Genomic DNA, 18,513 nt, shown 5'->3' with positions numbered 1-18,513 from the left:
GCTGAAGGGCGATGACTGGAGAGCATGTTCGAGGCAGCTCGGCATTCGACGGGGGGCGGAACAGAATGTCGGCCGGACTCCAACGCACTCCCATCGGGAAGCTTCTGAACCGTCGATATCGGGCCAGGGCCTGTTCAGTGCCTTGTCTTGATGGGGCGGCGGTTTCGCTCAGCGAATGCTCCCGCCGCTGAAGGCCTGGCCTTTCGGAATATCGCGGTACTCGGCGAAGACCTGTTCGAGCGGCACCGCAAGGGCATCCGCGACCACGTTGGCGGTGGCGCGCAGAACCGCTGCCTTGAGTTCCGCGGTGCGGCCTTCCAGGGCGGTGATCGAAGTCCACCAGCGCCTGGAATCGCCGGCGCTGGCCACATCCGCCCGGAAGAACAGGGCTCCGCCGTCGACGCCATGCGCCCGGGTTCGCTGCGTCCTGCCACCGCCACGCGTGCTCCCTCGGCCAGGAAGCGTCCGGCGATGGCACGACCGATACCACGGGTGCCGCCGGCGACTATCGCGACCTTGTCCGTCAATCTGCCGTTCATCTCGTTCTCCCGGGCTCAGTAGCCGCGCACCGGATCATAGATGGGGAAGGGCGGCTCGCCGGACTCGACCCGCTTGATGTTGTCGGCCATCAACCTGGCGGCGGAGTGGGCGTAGTTGATACCGGCGATATGGGGCGTGACGAACACCCTGGGGTGATCCCAGAGCGGACTGTCCGCAGCCAGGGGTTCGCTGCAGAACACATCCAGCGCCGCGGCTTTCAGGTGGCCGCTGTCCAGGGCTTCCACCAGGTCCTGTTCCACGAGGATCGGCCCGCGGCTGATGTTGATCACGCAGGCATCGGCCGGGAGCTGCGCGAATCGCCTGGCATCGAGCAGGCCTTCGGTTTCCGGGGTGAGCGGCAGCACGTTGATGAGGATGTCCGTCCGCTGCAGGAATTCCTCCAGGCAGTCGTCGCCATGGTAGAACTCGACGCCCTCGATGCTGACCGGATCGCGCGCCCAGCCGGCTACCGGGAATCCCAGATCGCGAACGAATTTCGCCGCTACCGCCCCCATCGCGCCCATGCCCAGGAAGCCGACCCGGCGCTGGCTCGGGGCCAGATGCGGGTGGCGGCGCCAGTGCTTCTGCGGCTGGTCCTGCTGGTAGAGGTGGTAGTTGCGATGGAAATGAATCACCCAGTGCACGGCATGCATGGCCATGTCGCGTACTACCAGGTCGTCCACCAGGCGCACGATCGGCACGCCCTCCGGCAGATCGGGGTCGCGAATGATGTGCTCCACGCCGGCGCCGAACGACAGGATCATCCTGAGGTTCGGGTAGCGGCGAAGATCGCCCAGCGGGTGCATCCACAGCGCCACGTACTCGATCTCGGCCGGGTCCCCGACTTCGGGAAAGACGCGGAAATCCAGATCGGGAAGATGCTTCTCGAATTCGCGCCGCCAGGTTTCGGGGTCGGCGCCTGCGTAACTGAACAGCAATGCCATATGAGCCTCCGCTGCTGGTTGTCAGGTTGAAATCAGCGGACGCGGAAGCGATCCACGGCATCCGGGTCGAAGGTGAAGCCCAGGCCCGGGCGCTGGGGAATCTCGATCCTGCCCTCGACGATTTCCATCTTTTCCTTGTAGAGCGGCGAGAACCAGGAAACGTGCTCGACGGAAATGCAGTTGGGGGCCGAGCCGGCGATGCTGAGGCTCTGTTCGGTAAAGATGTGGGTCGAAACGGGCAGGTTATGGGCTGCCGCCAGATTGGTGGCGCGGCGGAACTCGGTAAGCCCGCCAATCCGTTGCAGGTCGGGCATCAGGATGTCGGCCGCCTTCGCCTCGATCATCGCGCGCATGCCGTGACGGGTATATTCGGTCTCGCCGGAAGCAACCGGTATGTCCAGCGCGGCAGCCACGGCCGCGTGACCCTGGTGGTCGTAGGACGCAACAGGCTCTTCCAGCCAGCCCAGGTTGAACGGCTCCAGCATGCGCCCCAGGCGAATCGCGGCATGGGTAGTGAAGGCCTGGTTGCCGTCCGCCAGAAGCTCGATGTCCGGGCCGATCGCTTCACGCACCGCGGCGACGCGAGCCAGGTCTTCTTCCGCGCTCGGCTTGCCCAGCCGGATCTTCATCGAGCGGAAGCCCTGGGCGAGGAATCCCCTGGCCTCGTCGACCAGTTCATCGATGCTCTGCGAAAGCCACAGGCCGCTGCTGGCATAAGCCTTCACCGAATCGCGGTAGGCGCCGAACAGCTTGTAGACCGGCTGGCCGGCGGCCTTGCCGATGAGGTCCCAGCAGGCGGTGTCCAGCGCCGACATGGCGCCGATGGTGATGCCCTCGTGGCCGATAGGATTGATCTCGCGCCACATGCCATCCCACATCCGTTCCACGAAGTGAGGGTCCTGGCCCACCACGTGGTGCGCGAGGGTCCTGATCATCGTGTCGAAGATGCTGAGGCGGGCCGAATTGAGGGAGAAGATGTAGTTCTCGCCCACCAGGCCGGTGTCGGTTTCCAGATAGACCAACACACAGCCGATCGACCGGGTCTCGTGGATGGCCGTGATCATCGGCTTCTCCAGGGGCACCTCGACTAGCACGGTACGCAGATTCGTAATCTTCATTTTCTTGTTCCCGATTCCTGGTTTTGAGCGCACCACCGCGGCGGAGCATCTGCCATGCAAGGGGCTCTGGCGTCCGCGAAACGGAGCCGAGGAGCAAACCCGGTTGCCTGCGGTCGCAGAATAGCTCCGTTGATAATGGTTGACAATCATCTATCATCGATCTACAAAAGTACTGTCGATGCACCGACTGCGCCTCTACGCGACGACGGGAGCCCGGCTTGCTCACTCACCAAAAAAATAACTAGGGCACTTCAGGTGCTGGAGGAGGGTTCGAAGATGATGTCCACCGCTCCCGCGGCGACGGCGATCGAATGTCGCAACGTCTGGAAGATTTTTGGCTCTCGGGCCAATGAGGCTCTCGCCGCCATCAAGTCCAAAGGGCTGGGCAAGGAGGAAGTCCTCGATCAGTACGGATGTGTCGTTGGGGTGGCCGATGCCAACTTCAGCGTCAGGGAAGGCGAGATCTTCTGCATCATGGGGCTGTCCGGCTCGGGCAAGTCGACCCTCGTCCGCCACATCAACCGGTTGATCGAGCCCACCGCCGGCGAGATCCTGATCGATGGCACGGATATCAACCGGCTGAACGCCAGGGCGCTGCGCAAGGTGCGCGCCGAGAAGATCGGCATGGTCTTCCAGCACACGGCCCTGCTTCCCCACCGCACAGTGCGAGACAACGTCGCGTTCAGCCTCGAACTGCGCGGCGTGGACAAGGCCACCCGCGACCGCATCGCCCGGGAGAAATTGGCGCTGGTATCGCTGACGGGTTGGGAAGACCGCTTTCCTACCGAGCTTTCCGGCGGGATGCAGCAGCGTGTCGGACTGGCACGCGCGATGGCGGCGGACCCCCGCGTCCTCCTGATGGACGAACCGTTCAGCGCCCTGGACCCGCTGATCCGCCGACAGCTCCAGGACCAGTTCCTGCAGCTTGCCGCGGTGATGAAGAAAACCACGCTGTTCATCACCCATGACCTCGATGAAGCCATCCGCATAGGCAACCGCATCGCCATCATGAAGGACGGACGGGTAGTGCAGATCGGCACCCCCGAGGAAATCATCACCTGCCCGGCGGACGACTATGTCGCCCGTTTCGTCGAGGGCATTTCCCGTCTCCATCTGGTTTCAGCCAGCTCGGTCATGCAGCCGGTCGAGCGCTATCGCGCCGCTCACGGCGAACTTCCCGCGGACTGCCCGATAGCCGCCCCGGACTCCGATCTCGGAGAACTGATCCGCCTCGCGGTATCCGGCGACAGGCCGATCGTCATCGCAGCCAATGGCCGGACCCTCGGCGTAGTCACTACCCGGGACCTTTTGCGCGGCATCCAGGGCAACGACTGCTCCGAGCCCGACATCTCCCAGGCGTCAGTGGACTCGGCAGCCGCGAAAGTCGCCGCCGCGTCATCCGAACGGTGACCGGGAAAAAGCCGGAATCCAGTTCACACCGAATCTGAAACAGGAAATTCCCCATGAGCGCGTCCGACAAAATCCCCAACCCGTTCGACTATGTATCGATCCCTCTCGGTGAGTGGGTCGCATCCGGCGTCGACTGGATGGCCGAGCACTTCAGGCCCTTCTTCCAGGTGGCGAGGGTGCCGATCGATTTCATGTTGAATGGCATCGAAAGCAGCCTGCTTTCCGTTCCGCCGCTGATCATGCTGATCTTTCTCGGCCTGCTTGGCTGGCAGGTATCGGGGCCCCGCCTCGGGATCACCCTGTTCGCCCTGATGTTCGGCGTGGGCGCCATTGGCGGATGGGACCCCGCCATGACGACCCTGGCCCTGGTCATCACGTCCGTGCTGCTGTGCATTTTCATCGGCATCCCGCTCGGCATCCTGATGGCCAAGAGCGATCGCCTGGAAGCTCTGGCACGCCCGGTTCTCGATGGCATGCAGACCATTCCCGCCTTCGTTTACCTGGTGCCCATCGTCATGATCATGGGGATCGGAAACGTCCCCGGTGTGATCGTCACCATCGTCTTCGCCATGCCGCCGCTGATCCGCCTGACCAGTCTCGGGATTCGCCAGGTTCCCAGCGAGGTGACCGAAGCCGGGGCGGCATTCGGCGCCACCCCCCTGCAGATGCTGGTGAAGATTCAACTGCCAATGGCATCCCCGACCATCATGGCCGGCGTCAACCAGACCCTGATGCTCTCTTTGTCGATGGTCGTGATCGCTTCGATGATTTCGGTAGGCGGACTGGGATTGATGGTGCTTCGCGGAATCGGCCGGCTGGATATGGGCCTGGCCGCCGTCGGCGGATTGGGAATCGTACTGCTCGCCATCATGCTGGACCGCCTCACCCAGGAGCTGAGCAAACCCTTCGAGAAGAAAGGCCGCAAGCACTGGTACGAAGGAGGCTTCATCGGCCTGATCGTCGCCTGCTTCAGGTTCAAGAAGACATCCACGGGTTTCTGATGGTTGCAAAAGCCGGCGCGCATACAAGTGAACAATAAGCACAATAGCGGGAGAGCACGATGAAAGATGTCATTGCTTCAGCACTGAGTTTGAAGAAGGGCCTGCTCCTGGTTGCGGCCATTGGCGCAACTACTCTGTCGTACGGCGTCATGAGTGCCGACTTGCCGGGCAAGGGGCGTACTGTTTCTCCCGTGGGCATTCCGCTCGATGAAGAGGTTTTCCAGTATCAGATCGTCACCATCGGCCTGGAAAAGCTCGGTTATAAGGTCAACGAAGTAAGTCAGGTACAGACTCCGATTGCCTACCTGTCGGTCGCCAACGGCAATGTCGACTTCAATGCCGATGCCTGGCTTCCGCAACATACCGCGTTCTACGAAAAAGCCGGTGGCGACTCGATGATGGCCAAGTTCGGTCCTTTCTCGACGGGAGCGCTGCAAGGCTATCTGATCGACAAGAAGACCATGGACAAATACGGGATCAAGAGTATCGATCAACTCAAGGATCCGCAGATTGCGAAACTCTTCGATATCGATGGCGATGGAAAGGCCGATCTGACCGGCTGCGAGCCTGGCTGGGGCTGCGAGAAGATCGTCGAGAAACAGCTGGACGCCTATGGACTCAGGGCGACGGTAAGCCACAACCAGGGCTCCTACTTTGCCCTGATGGCCAACACCATCGCCCGATACAAGGAAGGCAAGCCCATCCTCTATTACACCTGGAGGCCGCTATGGGTGAGTGGGGTGCTGGTTCCCGGCAAGGATGTGGAGTGGCTGACCGTGCCCTTCACGGCATTGCCGGATGATCTGAAGAACATCCCGACCACCTTGCCCGATGGCCGCAATCTGGGCTTCCCGGTCAACGATCAATATATCGTCGCCAACAAGAAGTTCATCGCCGAGAACCCGGCGGCGAAGAAGCTGTTCGAAAGCATCAGGATCCCCGTCGACGATATCAACGCACAGAATCTCAGGATGAGAGATGGCGAGAACAGTCCGGCGGATATTCGCAAACATGCAGAGGAGTGGGTCAGCGCGCATCAGAGTGAATTCGACCAGTGGGTCAGCGAGGCAAAAGTGGCTGTGCAGTAAAACGCACCAAGGATTACACCCCTAACTTCGGCATAGTTTGAGAGATTGTCATGAGCGATAAGAAAACCGTTGGCTTCATTGGTACTGGTCGTATGGGTCGCCCCATGATCCAGGAGCTTCTCAAGAAGGGCTATCTGGTAAAGGTCTACGACAAGTTCAAATCCACCGCCGATTCCGTCGTCGCTGCCGGCGCAGTCTGGGCGGACTCGCCCAGGGAAGCCGCCACCGGCAGCCACATCGTCATTACCTGCCTGCCGCTGCCGGAACATGTCCTGGAAAACATGATGGGTGAGAACGGTGCGCTTGCCGGCATGGCTCCGGGCAGCACCTGGGTGGACACCTCGACCACGGATTATCACAACACGCTCTACCTCGCTGGCGAGGCCAAGGCGCGCGGCGTGTACAGCATCGAAGGCCCGGTCAGCAACCTGTCGCACATGGGCGTGGACTTCGCCAACAGCAGCATCTATTGCGCCGGCGACAAGGAAGGCTACGACGAGGCTTCCGAAGTACTGAACACCATCACCAAGATCGCATTCTTCACCGGTGACAGGATCGGTACCGCGCAAACGACCAAGTTGCTGACCAACCTGCTGTTCTACGGACCGGTCTCGATCGTGGGCGACTGCTTCGCCATCTCGCAGGAAGCGGGCATCCCGAACTACTGGATGTGGGAATTCGCCAAGAAGTCCAAGGGGCATTCAGTCGCTTCGGGGCAATTCATGCCGTTGCTGCTGGACGGTAGCTATGACTCTTCCTGCACCCTGGAAATCGGCGTGAAGGACATGAGCCTTACCGAGTCGCTGGCCGACGAACTGGGTGTAAGCCTGGAACTCGGCCGCGTCATCAACTGGCGCTACGCAACTGCCGGCCGTGTCTATGACCAGCAGGACAATCACCTGAAGGTCATCAAGCTCACCGAAGACTCCAACGACATCAAGATCCGCATCCCGGATTTCAAGGCGCCTTCGAAGTACGGGATCGACAAGTCCTATGTTCCGTCCGGCGAAGTGGTGGTCGATCAATATGGTCGCCAGACCCCCAGACTGCCGGACTACATCAAGGCTCCGGCGTTCACTCCCACTCCGGAACAGCTTGAACTCGCCAACACCCTGACAGGGTTCATGGAGCACACCAACTACGTCTTCGTAGAGGAAGCTTACGCTCTGGGTCAGGCCATTGGCCTCAGCCGCGAGCTCATCCAGAAGATGATTCTGTGGAGCGTCGGCACCTGCTGGGTCTTCGAAAACTTCGAAGACTACACGCCTTCGTATTCCAACGTGGAAAGGATGAAGAAGGTGTCGACCAGGCTGTACCTGCCCCTGATCAGCGCCTGCATCGAGGCTCTCGACAAGATCGAGGCCAAGCGCTGATCCAATGATGAAGCGAAGCCCGTCAATGATCCTCACGGGAAAGTTGCGGGCTTCCTTTACGCGGAGATGGGAAGACTCCGCGACATGAACAAGCTGTACGTCCCACCCACCTGAAATACAACGACCGTGGCCTGCAGTGGAAATCAAACGATGAGCTCATCTCCATTCTCGATTCCTTCGAACCAGCGCAAGATCGATCCCGGCAAGAGGATTTCCACCGCCCTCAAGGCCGATGGAACAGAGGACAACAACGACCGGGTGGAGATCGGCCCGACGCCTTTGGCCATGGCCGAGTGGGCCGAGCTGAATCTCGAAATTCCCCACCTGCCGACGATGCGCGAATACCGCCTGGAGCGGTTGCGTGAGCAGATCGTGGCTCGCGACCTGGGCGGGATTCTGCTGTTCGATCCGCTGAACATTCGCTACGCCACCGACACCACCAACATGCAGCTCTGGATCACCCACAATCCGGCGCGCGCCTGCTTTGTCTCGGCCGATGGCTACGTGGTGCTGTGGGACTTCCACAACTGCGATCACCTGTCCGCACACCTGCCGCTGGTCCGCGAGCTGCGCGGCGGCGCGGCCTTCTTCTACTTCGAGTCCGGCAATCGCACGGAAGAGCACGCCAGGAAATTCGCCCAGCAGGTCGATAGCGTGTTGCGGGAGCACGCGGGGAACAATCGCCGCCTCGCGGTCGACAGAATCGAGATGGCCGGTCTGCGCGCGCTCGAGAAGCTGGGCATCGAGGTTTCCAATGCCCAGGAAGTGACCGAATTCGCGCGGGTCATCAAGGGACCGGACGAGATCAAGGCCATGCGCTGCGCCATCGCCTCCTGCGAAGCGTCGGTGGCGGAGATGCACAAGGCGCTGCGCGCCGGGGCGACCGAGAACGACGTGTGGGCGGTCCTGCACGCCGAGAACATCCGCCGGGGCGGGGAGTGGATCGAAACGCGCATCCTGAGTTCCGGCCCCCGCACCAATCCCTGGTTCCAGGAGTCGGGGCCGCGGATCATCGGCGACGGCGACCTGGTTTCCTTCGACACCGATCTGATCGGCGTCTACGGCATGTGCGTCGATATCTCTCGCGCCTGGATCTGCGGAGGCCGGGAGCCGACCAGGGAACAGAAGCGGCTCTACCGGATCGCCCACGAGCACATCACCACCAACGCCAGCCTGGTCAGGCCGGGCGTCAGGTTCACCGAGCTGACCGCCAAAGGCCACCGGCTGCCGGAAGAGTTCCGGGCCCAGCGCTATGGCGTCATGTTCCATGGCGTCGGGCTGTGCGACGAGTACCCCTGCATCCGCTATCCCGAGGACGTGGAGTCCTACGGTTACGAAGGCGAGTTGCAGCCCGGGATGGCGCTCTGCGTCGAGGCCTATGTGGGGGCGGTGGGCGGCAAGGACGGGATCAAGCTCGAGAACCAGATCCTCGTCACGGAGGACGGTTGCGAGAACCTGACCTCGTATCCCTTTGACGAAAGCTTCCTTGTCGACTGACGCGTTCGGCGAGATGGGAAAGCTCGCAAGACTGGGTTTTCTCCGAGCGCCTCGGGTTCTTTTCGCCTGGAGGAAAAATGTCGCCAATAGTGCAAGGGAAAGAGGGTGCGAAGTTTCAACTGAGTCCGGCGTGAAACTCCCTGCCGGAATGGATGTTGAAGTAACGAAGTGTTCATGTCTTTCCCATGGCCCCAGATCTGTATTTAGCCAGCAAAGCCGATTCTGGGGAATCTGACGGGACGTTCATCCTGGAGAATTATCTTGTTCGCCCTGACTAGGGAATTTGGAGCACTCTACGTTGCAACCATGTCGATGCAACTTGGATTTACACTGCTGATCACTTACTTCGCCTTGCGCCTGGAAGCTGACGGCGTGGGAGAAGTCTGGGGCGGCGCCCTCATGGCTGCGAGCGCCTTGGGAATGGTTGCCGGAGCTCGCGTGGGTTACTGGCTGATCGACCGCGTGACCCACATGCCGGCATTCGTCGCGAGTGCTGGAATCATTGTCAGTACCGTCCTCTGCCTTCAGCTCAGTGACTGGCTGCCACTGTGGCTCATGCTGAGATTCGTTTTCGGATTGGCAATAACCTGTCAGTTGATGGTTATGGAAAGTTGGCTAAACGACTGTGCACCTAGTGGTCGTCGTGGCAGTGCGATGTCGCTTTATATGGTGGCTGTCTACGGTGGCATGATCGTGGGACAACTGTTGCTCAGCATCGGTGATGGTCTCGATGCTCGCATCTTGACTGGAATAGCGATTGCCTATGCGATCGGCATGGTTCCTCTGGCACTGCATCGAGGCGTCCGGCCGAGGATTACCAGCCAGCAACGAGTTCGTCCTTCGACGTATTTGAATCGTCTCAGGCAATCGTTGGGCACCGCTCTGGTGTCTGGAATCCTAAATGGCAGTTTCTTCAGTCTGACCCCTGTATTCATCGCGCAATTAGGGTATGCCCCTGCACAGGTAGGCCAGCTCATGGCTCTGACTGTTGCGGGCGGCTTACTTGCCCAATTCATCTTGGGCAGACTGTTCGATCTGTATTCTCGTGTTGCGCTAATTCGATTGATTGCGACTCTTTTGGCCCTCGCTTATGCGCCGTTGGCTTTCCTGGATATTTCAGGATACGCCCATCTGTTGATCGCAGGAGGCGTCATCGGATTCTTGCAATTCTGTTTCTACCCACTGGGTGTTGCGCATGCGAACGAAAACCTGGAGCAAGAGCTCAGGATTTCTGTGGCCGGTATGTTGATAGTGATGTTCGGCATTGGAGCCACCATTGGTCCATTGGTAGCAGGGGCGCTAATGGACTATGTCGGACCACAGGCACTCTATCAGTTCGGAATTGCAGTGACAGTCACATTGGCAGTGCTGGTGGGAATAACACCACACGCAGTGAAAACAGGGCGTCGCTCACTGGAATGCGCAGATTAGATCCGGAGTATCTGCCGTGATTGGTGAATAACAGCATGCCTCGATTTGACGTTGCATACCCTGCTTACCTTGAGGGCCGAAAGATGACACAGATGGACCAGAAGACAGATTCCCTCCCGATGGGCTGCGGGCCACAATCCATCGGGTTCCTCTTGTTGGATGACTTCACCCTGATTTCACTGGCCTCCGCGGTGGAGCCATTGCGCATGGCCAACCAGCTGTCGGGCAAGGAGCTGTACCGCTGGTTCACCCTGAGCAGGGACGGCAGGCCGGTAAGTGCCAGCGACGGCCTGCAGATCACCCCGGATGCCAGCCTGGATACCGCTCCGACCCTGGATACGGTGATCGTTTGCGGCGGCGTGGACATTCAGCACCGGGTAAGCCGCGAACATGTGAACTGGCTGAGATTGCAGGCCCGCCATGGCCGCCAGATTGGCGCCGTCTGCACCGGCAGCTGGGCGCTGGCCGAGGCCGGGTTGCTCGATGGCCACCTGTGCAGCGTCCACTGGGAGTGTCTGGCCGCGCTGCAGGAAACCTTCCCGCGCACGGCAGCCTGCACCCGTCTGTTTTCCATCGACCGCAACCGCTATACGGCGTCGGGCGGTACCGCGCCGATGGACATGATGCTGCATCTGATTGGCCGCGCCCATGGCCGGGACCTGTCGGCGGCCATCTCCGACATGTTCATCTACGAACGCATCCGGAACGAGCAGGACCAGCAGCGTGTGCCGCTCAGGCACACGCTCGGCACCAACCAGCCGAAGCTGCAGGAAATCGTCATGCTGATGGAAGCCAACCTGGAGGAGCCCATCGACCTCGACGAGCTGGCCTGTCACGTGGGCGTTTCACGCCGTCAGCTGGAGCGCCTGTTCCACAAGTACCTCCAGTGTTCGCCGTCGCGCTATTACCTCAAGCTGCGGTTGATCCGGGCGCGCCAGCTGCTGAAGCAGACGTCCATGTCCATCCTGGAAATAGGCTCGGTGTGCGGCTTTGTTTCCACTCCGCATTTCTCCAAGTGCTACCGCATGCATTTCGGCATCTCGCCACGGGAAGAGCGCGCCGGGCAGGAGGCCAATGTGGTGGCATTGCTGCCTGTTCCGGAAGGCCTGGCCCATAACGCGGCCTCCGCGGCGGGCGTGGCCCTGAACCGTGCACAGGGCGAACCCACCTTTGCCAGCGTGAAGATTTGAGAAACGAGCGCTCCCAGGCCTGGTCAGGTGCGCTGTGCTCATGACGTGTTACTGATGATCAATGGTCATCAATCGAGCCGAAAAAATCGTTTGTCGACCGCGGCGCCTCTTGCTGGAATCAGGCGCCGTGCGCCAGGCAGCAGCGCGCCGGAATTTCGTTGGTGACGCCCAATCCTTTCCTCAGATACAGAATTCAGGAGATTGCCTTGGCATATCGAACAGCAGGGGAGGCCTTCTGGGACGGCGTCCGTGTTCTGGGGTCCTCGATGCTGGGGATCATTCCCTTCGGCCTGGTTACGGGCATTACCGCAATCGAAATGGGGATGTCGCCCGGCACCACCATAGGCATGACGTTGCTGTTCTATTCCGGCTCCGCCCAGATGGCCGCCTTGCAACTGCTGCGCAGCGATGCCTTCGGTCTCGTCATCATCCTCACGGCGCTGGTGATCAACCTGCGCTTCGTGATGTACAGCGCCTCGCTGGCGCCGCATCTGAACCATCTGCCGCGTCGCTGGACGTGGCCGCTTTCGTACATGCTCGCCGATCAGTCCTACGCCCTGAGCATTTTCAAACTCTCCTCCGGAGAACTGGGAAAGTTCGGGCATCACTACTTTGCCGGTGCCACGCTGAACATGTGGCTGACCTGGCAACTGTCGGTGGTGGCTGGCGTCTGTCTGGGGACCGGCATTCCCAGCGACTGGTCGCTGGATTTCGCGATACCGCTGGTATTCCTGGCATTGCTGATACCCGCGATACGCAACTCGGCGAGCCTTTGCGCCGCACTGGTCGGCGGGGGAGTGGCCGTGCTGGCGGTGGACATGCCCTATAACCTGGGGCTGGTCATGGCCTCGCTATGCGGCATTGCCGCCGGCCTTCTCGCCGAACGTTTCAACAGCGCGCGCTCGGCGTCGACCGAGCCCCGGCTGAAGGGAGGAGCCACCGTTGATTGACTGGTCGCTATGGGGATTGTTCCTGGCTGTTGGCGTGGGGACCTTCGTTCTCCGGCTCTCCTTCATCGAGCTGTACGGGCGGCTGTCGATTCCGCCGGTCCTGCAGCGTGCCCTGGTTTACGTACCGGCCAGCGTGCTGGCGGCGCTGGTATTGCCCGCCGTCACTCTCTCGCATGAAGGCGGCGAGTTCTCGCTCGATAATCCGCGACTCTATGCAGCGGCAGTGGCCGCTCTCGTGGCCTGGACAAGCCGCAGCACTATCCTGACCCTGGTGGCTGGGATGGGCGCCGTATGGGGGCTGCAGTATCTGGGCTGGTGATGGCCGCAGCGCTTTCGCTGTGTCAGGGCAATCACCGACCCTTATGCCTCGAGATGGTCATCGATCCGATTTGTGGTATTCCTGGCCGCCGAGCTCTTCCCAACTCATCTTCGGTGAGCGCCCATGCCAACTGAGTCCACCGCGCCGTTTTCGCTCCTGATCGTCGTCTTCCCGCACTACAACCTGGCGGCGACGACAGCCTTCATCGATCCTTTCCGGGCCGCGAACTACCTGAGTGGGCACGCCCATTTCCATTGGGAAATCGTGTCGATGACAGGCGGTCCGGTCGTGGCCAGCAATGCCATGACCACCGACACCAGGGCGCTGGCAGAAGTCCAGGGCAGGCCGAGCCTCGTCATGCTGTCCTCGAGCTGGAATCCCGAAACGCATAACAGCCCGGCGCTGCATGCAGCGCTGCGGATGTGGGCGCGGGACGGCGTAGTCCTTGGCGCGCTCGACACGGGCACCTATCTGCTTGCGGAGGCCGGACTCCTGAACGGGAAGCGTGCCACCGGCCATTACGAGCACATCGACTCGTTGAAGGAACTCTACCCGGACGTCGATATCTGCGAGGACATGCTGGTGATGGACGGCAAGCGCATCACCTGCTGCGGTGGCGCTGCATCTGCCGACTGCGCCTTGCACATCATCCGCTCCCTGCATGGCGATACCCTCGCCAACGAGACGGCCCGCTATCTGTTCCACGAGCGCTTGCGTCCTCTGGGAACCCGGCAGAATCCGGAAACGCCGCAACCCTTGGGCAACACGGTGCCGGTCCTGGTGAAGCAGGCGATCAGGATCATGGAGGAAAACCTGGAAGAGGCGGTGAGCATCCCGGAAATCTGCAGGCGCATCGGCATATCCCAGAGGCAACTCGACCGGCTGTTCGACCAGATCGTCCAGAAGAGCCCCGCGCTCTATTACCGCGACATTCGACTGGATCGCGCGCGCTGCCTGGTCACCCAGACCGACATGTCGCTGATGGAAATCGCAGTGGCCTCGGGCTTTCCGAACCAGTCGCATTTCAGCCGGATATATCGCCAGCGCTTCGGCCTGACGCCCCGCCGCGACCGGCTCGACGGGCGTATCCCGTTCGAGTTCAGAGCCTGGCCGATGCACCAGGTCACTCCCTGACTTTCCCCGTCTCCGGCTTCATCCAGTCGCCGCTACGCCGGTCAGGGCTCTCGTCCGGGAGGGCCGGTTCCGCTCGCTCCTCCGGCCCCGAAGGTCGCAATCCAGCACGTCATGCCTGAAAACGACGCTGGCTGAAAAAGAAAAAATCACGGCGAATCCTGCATGTTTCCACCCCCGGTGGAAGACCAATATCGGCTCCGAGACAGGAACAACCATCCAGAAAATTCTTGTATTGGAAGGCCGCCGATATGCCCGAAGTCATCTCCAGAGCGCAGTTCGAAAACATTGCCAGGGGGTATCACCCGGATCCGCTGATCTCGCAATCCCTGCGTGCGGATGCCTACATCGATCCCCAGTGGTTCCAGCTGGACCAGCAGCAGATCATTGCCCGCTCGTGGCAGTGGGTCTGCCATGTGGAAAAGGTCCGGGAGCCCGGCACCTACACCACCACCGAGATCGCCGGAAACCCGATCGCGGTGGTGCGCGATCATGACGGCAACCTGCGGGCCTTCTACAACGTCTGCAAGCACCGCGCGCATCCGGTGCTGCAGGGGGAGGGCAAGGTCAACCGCATCATCTGTCCGTACCACTCCTGGTGCTACGGCCTGAACGGCCAGCTCACCGGCGCACCGCACGTCGGCGGGCTGAAGGAATTCGACAAGAGCGAGATCCACCTGAGTCCGGTCCAGGTGGAAGAGTTCTGCGGCTTCATCTTCGTCAACCTCGATCCCGCTGCGCGCCCGCTGAGCGAGCAGTCCGGGGAGCTGCGGGACGAAATCCTGCACTGGGCGCCGGACATCGCCAACCTGACCTTCGGCCATCGCCTGACCTACCGGATCAGGTCCAACTGGAAGAACGTCGTCGACAACTTCCTCGAGTGCTACCACTGCCCGACGGCGCACAAGGACTTCTGCACCCTGGTGGACATGAACACCTACAAGGTGCAGACCCACGGCATCTACTCCAGCCACATGGCCGAAGCGGGCAACGGGCAGAACAGCGCCTACGACACTTCCCAGGCCAAGGTCCGCACCCATGCGGTCTGGTGGCTGTGGCCCAACACCTGCCTGATGCGCTATCCGGGGCGCAGCTCGATGATCGTGCTGCACATCATCCCCGCCGGCCCCGATCTCACCTACGAAACCTACGACTTCTTCCTCGAGACCCCCGAGGCCAACGAGATGGAGAAGGAAGCCATCCGTTACCTCGACGAGGTGCTGCAGGTCGAGGACATCTCGCTGGTGGAAAACGTCCAGCGGGGCATGCGGACCCCGGCGTTCGAGCAGGGACGCATCGTCACCGACCCCGCCGGCTCGGGGAAATCGGAGCATGCCCTCCATCATTTCCATGGCCTTGTCCTCGATGCATATCGCCAGGGGGTGGAGCAATGAGCCAGGCCCTGGAAGGAAAGGTCGCCTTCGTAACGGGTGGCCTGGGCGGAATCGGCCGGGCCATCTGCGCGCGGTTCGTGAAGGAGGGCGCCACGGTATTCGCGGCGGACCGGGTGGAATCCGCGCCCGTCGCCGGCAGCCGCTTCGTCCCGCTGGACGTGAGCTCGGAGGAGGGCGTTCGTCAGGCCATGTCCGCCGTCCGGGAGCACGCCGGCAAGCTCGACATCCTGGTGAACGCCGCGGGTATCGAGATCGAGAAGACCATCGAGGAAACCAGTCTCGAGGACTGGAACCGGGTCTTCTCGGTCAACGTCACCGGCACCTTCCTCGTCTCGAAGTACGCGCTGCCGCTGTTGCGCAGGAGCGGGTCGGCCAGCATCGTCAATTTCGGCTCCTACGACGGTTTCATCGCCGATCCCGGCCTGGCGGCGTATTGCGCCAGCAAGGGCGCCGTGCATGCGCTGACCCGCGCCATGGCCTGTGACCACGGGCCGGAGGGCATCCGGGTCAACGCGATCTGCCCGGGATATATCGATACGCCCATGCTGCGCAGCTTCTTCCGCGACCACGGCGACATCCAGAGCCTGGAAGCCGCCGTGCGCGATGTGCACCCGGTGCGCCGCTACGGCACCCCGGAAGACGTTGCCAACCTGGTGAACTGGCTCAGCTCCGACGAAGCCAGGTATGCCTCCGGGCAACTGTGGGTCCTCGATGGCGGGCTTACCGCCCAAGTCCAGCAAATGAAACTGTGAGCGCCAGCATGCCTAAATCCGTAATCATCACCTGCGCCTCCACCGGTGGCGTGCACACCCCGAGCATGTCGGAATACCTGCCGATCACGCCGGATGAAATCGCCCTCTCGTCGATCGAGGCGGCCGAGGCCGGCGCGTCGATCATCCATCTGCACGCCCGCCATCCGCAAACGGGAAAGCCGGATCCGCGGCCGGAGCTGTTCCGCGACTTCATGGGCCAGATCAGGAGCCGCAGCGACGCCGTTCTCAACATGTCGACCGGCGGCGGCCTTGGCATGACGCGCGAAGAGCGTCTGCGCGCGGCCTTGAGCCTCAGTCCGGAAATGGCCTCGTTGAACGTCGGCTCGATGAACTTCGGCATCTTCCCGATGAAGGCCAGGTACACCGAGTGGAAGCACGAGTGGGAGCCCGCCTTCCTGGAAAGCACGCGGGACTTCATCTTCCGCAACACCTTCGCCGACATCGAATACATCCTGAAGGAACTGGGCGAAGGGCACGGGACGCGCTTCGAATTCGAGTGCTACGACCTCGGCCACCTCTACAACCTGGCGTGGGTCATCGACCAGGGCTGGATCAAGCCGCCGTTCTTCGTGCAGATGGTGTTTGGCGTGCTCGGCGGGGTCGGCGCCGACCTCGACAACCTGATGCACATGCACACCATCGCCCAGAAGCTGTTCGGCAACGACTACGAGTGGTCCGTCCTGGCCGCGGGCAAGAACCAGATGCAGTTCGCCACACAGGCGGCCCTGCTCGGCGGCAACCTGCGCGTCGGCCTGGAAGACAGCCTCTACATCGGCCCCGGCGAGAAGGCGAAAAGCAACGCCGAGCAGGTGCGCAAGATCCGTTCGATCGTCGAAAGCCTCGGCCTGAAGGTCGCCACTCCGGCGGAAGCCCGTGCGCGCCTGGGCCTCAAGGGCGGCGACAGGGTCGAGTTCTGACGCGGAGGAGTCCCCATGCAAACCCGAATGCTGATCAACGGCGAACTGGTGCCGGGGGAGGGCGAGGCGCTGTGCGTGCTCGATCCCGCCACCGGCGAACGGATTGCCCAGGTGCACGAGGCAAGTGATGAACAGGTCGCCGCCGCCGCCCGTTCGGCTGAGGAGGCCTTCCTCTCCTACTCGCGCTCGACCCCGGCAGCCCGCTCCGCCCTGCTGCTGGAAATCGCCGAACTCATCGAGGCCAATGCCGAGGAGCTGGCCGCGCTGGAAAGCGCCAACGTGGGCAAACCCTGGCCGTCGGCGCTGAACGATGAGATACCGCTGACGGTCGACACCTTCCGCTTCTTCGCCGGAGCGGCGCGGACGCTCTCCGGCGTCGCCGCCGGGGAGTACGTCGCCGGGCATACCAGCCTGATCCGGCGCGACCCGCTGGGTCCGGTGGCCGCCATCGCGCCGTGGAACTACCCCTTGATGATGGCGGCGTGGAAGCTGGCCGCACCGCTGGCGGCCGGCTGCACGGTGGTGCTCAAGCCTTCGGAGCTCACGCCGCTTTCGACCCTGCGGTTGGCCGAGCTGCTGCGGGACATCCTGCCTCGCGGCGTGGTGAACGTGATCAATGGGAGAGGAGGGAGTGTCGGTGATCGTCTTGTCAATGCTGCTGGCATGGAGGGAATCAGCATCACCGGCTCGCCCGCCACGGGAGCCGCTGCCATGCGCGCGGCGTCGCGACAGCTGCGCCAGGTTCATCTCGAACTGGGCGGCAAGGCGCCGGTGATCGTCTACGCCGACGCCGACATCGAAAAGCTGGTCGCCATACTCCGCGGAACGGCGTTCTTCAATGCCGGGCAGGATTGCGCCCAGCCGTGCCGCCTGCTCGTCGCCGACGAGGTCTACGAGCACGTGGTGGCCGACCTGGCGGATGCCGTGAGTTCGATCCGCACAGGTGCGCAGCGGGAAGAAGGCGCCGAGATGGGACCGTTGATCAGCGAGTCGCACCGGCAGCGCGTGGCGGGCTTCGTCGAGCGTGCGCGTAGCCGTGCGGAAGTCGTTACCGGCGGGATGGCGGGGGATCGCCCGGGGTTCTTCTATCGCCCCACGGTGGTCGCCAACGTCGACCACGATGCCGAAATCGCCACGAGCGAAATCTTCGGCCCGGTGATCACGGTGTCGCGCTTCAGCAGGGACCAGGACCCGGTGGCGATCGCCAACGCCGGCCGCTACGGACTGGCCTCGTCCGTGTGGACGCGGGACAGCGCCAGGGCGATGGAGGCCACCAGCCGCCTGCGCTACGGCTTCACCTGGGTGAACACCCACGGTGTGGCGACGCCGGAGATGCCCTGGGCCGCCATGAAAGGGTCGGGCCACGGCTGCGACATGTCGGTGTTCGCGCTCGATGCCTACACCGCCGTCCGCCACGTCATGTTCGCTCACGGGTAA

Annotated in this window: 17 protein-coding genes and 1 pseudogene; 14 read left to right on the top strand and 4 right to left on the bottom strand. The window is 62.1% G+C overall.

The window, feature by feature from the left end:
• Positions 1-168: 168 nt before the first annotated feature.
• The 4 genes and pseudogenes from BLR75_RS26970 to BLR75_RS08065 all read right to left on the bottom strand — a co-directional run bounded on the left by BLR75_RS26970 (position 169) and on the right by BLR75_RS08065 (position 2,602).
• Positions 169-369: a tautomerase family protein gene (locus tag BLR75_RS26970; protein WP_245726119.1), complete on the bottom strand. Its 201-nt coding sequence runs from the start codon at positions 367-369 to the stop codon at positions 169-171.
• Positions 370-461: 92 nt separating this feature from the next.
• Positions 462-539 (bottom strand): annotated as a pseudogene (locus BLR75_RS26965) (dehydrogenase); the annotation flags it as partial.
• A gap of 15 nt (positions 540-554) precedes the next feature.
• Positions 555-1,484: a 2-hydroxyacid dehydrogenase gene (locus tag BLR75_RS08070; protein ID WP_084314427.1), complete on the bottom strand. Its 930-nt coding sequence runs from the start codon at positions 1,482-1,484 to the stop codon at positions 555-557.
• Between the two features lie 32 nt (positions 1,485-1,516).
• Positions 1,517-2,602, bottom strand: a complete 1,086-nt coding sequence (locus tag BLR75_RS08065; protein ID WP_084314426.1) for a mandelate racemase/muconate lactonizing enzyme family protein — start codon at positions 2,600-2,602, stop codon at positions 1,517-1,519.
• Positions 2,603-2,881: 279 nt separating this feature from the next.
• On the opposite strand from BLR75_RS08065, the gene BLR75_RS08060 reads away from it, so the two are divergent.
• The 14 genes from BLR75_RS08060 (at position 2,882) to BLR75_RS07995 (ending at position 18,513) form a co-directional block, all read left to right on the top strand.
• On the top strand, positions 2,882-4,012 hold the full coding sequence (locus BLR75_RS08060; RefSeq protein ID WP_084314465.1) for a quaternary amine ABC transporter ATP-binding protein: 1,131 nt from the start codon (positions 2,882-2,884) through the stop codon (positions 4,010-4,012).
• 53 nt (positions 4,013-4,065) lie between these two features.
• Entirely contained in the window at positions 4,066-5,013 is a 948-nt protein-coding gene (locus BLR75_RS08055; protein WP_084314425.1) for an ABC transporter permease subunit, read from the top strand.
• Positions 5,014-5,072: 59 nt separating this feature from the next.
• Positions 5,073-6,101 carry a glycine betaine/L-proline ABC transporter substrate-binding protein ProX gene (proX, locus tag BLR75_RS08050; RefSeq protein WP_084314424.1) on the top strand — a complete coding sequence of 343 codons (1,029 nt, stop codon included), beginning with the start codon at positions 5,073-5,075 and terminating at the stop codon, positions 6,099-6,101.
• Between the two features lie 50 nt (positions 6,102-6,151).
• The gene (locus BLR75_RS08045; RefSeq protein WP_084314423.1) at positions 6,152-7,474 is read left to right on the top strand and encodes an NAD(P)-dependent oxidoreductase; all 1,323 of its coding nucleotides are present in this window, start codon (positions 6,152-6,154) and stop codon (positions 7,472-7,474) included.
• Positions 7,475-7,600: 126 nt separating this feature from the next.
• Positions 7,601-8,971 carry a dimethylsulfonioproprionate lyase DddP gene (dddP, locus tag BLR75_RS08040; RefSeq protein WP_245726115.1) on the top strand — a complete coding sequence of 457 codons (1,371 nt, stop codon included), beginning with the start codon at positions 7,601-7,603 and terminating at the stop codon, positions 8,969-8,971.
• Positions 8,972-9,232: 261 nt separating this feature from the next.
• On the top strand, positions 9,233-10,402 hold the full coding sequence (locus BLR75_RS08035) for an MFS transporter (protein WP_084314421.1): 1,170 nt from the start codon (positions 9,233-9,235) through the stop codon (positions 10,400-10,402).
• A gap of 92 nt (positions 10,403-10,494) precedes the next feature.
• Entirely contained in the window at positions 10,495-11,592 is a 1,098-nt protein-coding gene (gene gbdR / locus BLR75_RS08030) for a choline metabolism transcriptional regulator GbdR (protein WP_090416030.1), read from the top strand.
• Positions 11,593-11,798: 206 nt separating this feature from the next.
• Positions 11,799-12,542 carry an AzlC family ABC transporter permease gene (locus tag BLR75_RS08025; RefSeq protein ID WP_084314419.1) on the top strand — a complete coding sequence of 248 codons (744 nt, stop codon included), beginning with the start codon at positions 11,799-11,801 and terminating at the stop codon, positions 12,540-12,542.
• Complete coding sequence (locus tag BLR75_RS08020; protein WP_084314418.1) at positions 12,535-12,861, top strand: AzlD domain-containing protein; 327 nt, start codon at positions 12,535-12,537, stop codon at positions 12,859-12,861. The genes BLR75_RS08025 and BLR75_RS08020 overlap by 8 nt, the downstream gene beginning before the upstream one ends.
• Positions 12,862-12,984: 123 nt before the next feature.
• The gene (locus BLR75_RS08015; RefSeq protein ID WP_084314417.1) at positions 12,985-13,995 is read left to right on the top strand and encodes a GlxA family transcriptional regulator; all 1,011 of its coding nucleotides are present in this window, start codon (positions 12,985-12,987) and stop codon (positions 13,993-13,995) included.
• Between the two features lie 248 nt (positions 13,996-14,243).
• Positions 14,244-15,386, top strand: coding sequence for an aromatic ring-hydroxylating oxygenase subunit alpha (locus tag BLR75_RS08010; RefSeq protein ID WP_084314416.1), 1,143 nt, complete (start codon positions 14,244-14,246; stop codon positions 15,384-15,386).
• Positions 15,383-16,138 (top strand): SDR family NAD(P)-dependent oxidoreductase, encoded by a 756-nt coding sequence (locus BLR75_RS08005; protein WP_084314415.1) that lies wholly within the window; start codon positions 15,383-15,385, stop codon positions 16,136-16,138. Before BLR75_RS08010 ends, BLR75_RS08005 begins: the two co-directional genes overlap by 4 nt.
• 8 nt (positions 16,139-16,146) lie before the next feature.
• Positions 16,147-17,076, top strand: coding sequence for a 3,5-dioxohexanoate:acetyl-CoA acetone transferase (kce, locus tag BLR75_RS08000; protein ID WP_084314464.1), 930 nt, complete (start codon positions 16,147-16,149; stop codon positions 17,074-17,076).
• A gap of 15 nt (positions 17,077-17,091) precedes the next feature.
• Positions 17,092-18,513 carry an aminobutyraldehyde dehydrogenase gene (locus BLR75_RS07995; protein WP_084314414.1) on the top strand — a complete coding sequence of 474 codons (1,422 nt, stop codon included), beginning with the start codon at positions 17,092-17,094 and terminating at the stop codon, positions 18,511-18,513.

Source organism: Pseudomonas jinjuensis, assembly GCF_900103845.1.
GTDB lineage: Bacteria > Pseudomonadota > Gammaproteobacteria > Pseudomonadales > Pseudomonadaceae > Pseudomonas > Pseudomonas jinjuensis.
This window is presented reverse-complemented; position numbering and strand designations above follow the sequence as displayed.

Excerpts from the sequence above, each read along its gene's own strand:
- BLR75_RS08045 (WP_084314423.1), top strand. The coding sequence starts at position 6,152 with ATGAGCGATAAGAAAACCGTTGGCTTCATTGGTACTGGTCGTATGGGT.
- BLR75_RS08015 (WP_084314417.1), top strand. The coding sequence starts at position 12,985 with ATGCCAACTGAGTCCACCGCGCCGTTTTCGCTCCTGATCGTCGTCTTC.
- BLR75_RS07995 (WP_084314414.1), top strand. The coding sequence starts at position 17,092 with ATGCAAACCCGAATGCTGATCAACGGCGAACTGGTGCCGGGGGAGGGC.
- BLR75_RS08065 (WP_084314426.1), bottom strand. The coding sequence starts at position 2,602 with ATGAAGATTACGAATCTGCGTACCGTGCTAGTCGAGGTGCCCCTGGAG.
- BLR75_RS08070 (WP_084314427.1), bottom strand. The coding sequence starts at position 1,484 with ATGGCATTGCTGTTCAGTTACGCAGGCGCCGACCCCGAAACCTGGCGG.
- BLR75_RS08010 (WP_084314416.1), top strand. The coding sequence starts at position 14,244 with ATGCCCGAAGTCATCTCCAGAGCGCAGTTCGAAAACATTGCCAGGGGG.
- kce (WP_084314464.1), top strand. The coding sequence starts at position 16,147 with ATGCCTAAATCCGTAATCATCACCTGCGCCTCCACCGGTGGCGTGCAC.
- BLR75_RS08005 (WP_084314415.1), top strand. The coding sequence starts at position 15,383 with ATGAGCCAGGCCCTGGAAGGAAAGGTCGCCTTCGTAACGGGTGGCCTG.
- gbdR (WP_090416030.1), top strand. The coding sequence starts at position 10,495 with ATGGACCAGAAGACAGATTCCCTCCCGATGGGCTGCGGGCCACAATCC.
- BLR75_RS08060 (WP_084314465.1), top strand. The coding sequence starts at position 2,882 with ATGTCCACCGCTCCCGCGGCGACGGCGATCGAATGTCGCAACGTCTGG.
- BLR75_RS08055 (WP_084314425.1), top strand. The coding sequence starts at position 4,066 with ATGAGCGCGTCCGACAAAATCCCCAACCCGTTCGACTATGTATCGATC.
- proX (WP_084314424.1), top strand. The coding sequence starts at position 5,073 with ATGAAAGATGTCATTGCTTCAGCACTGAGTTTGAAGAAGGGCCTGCTC.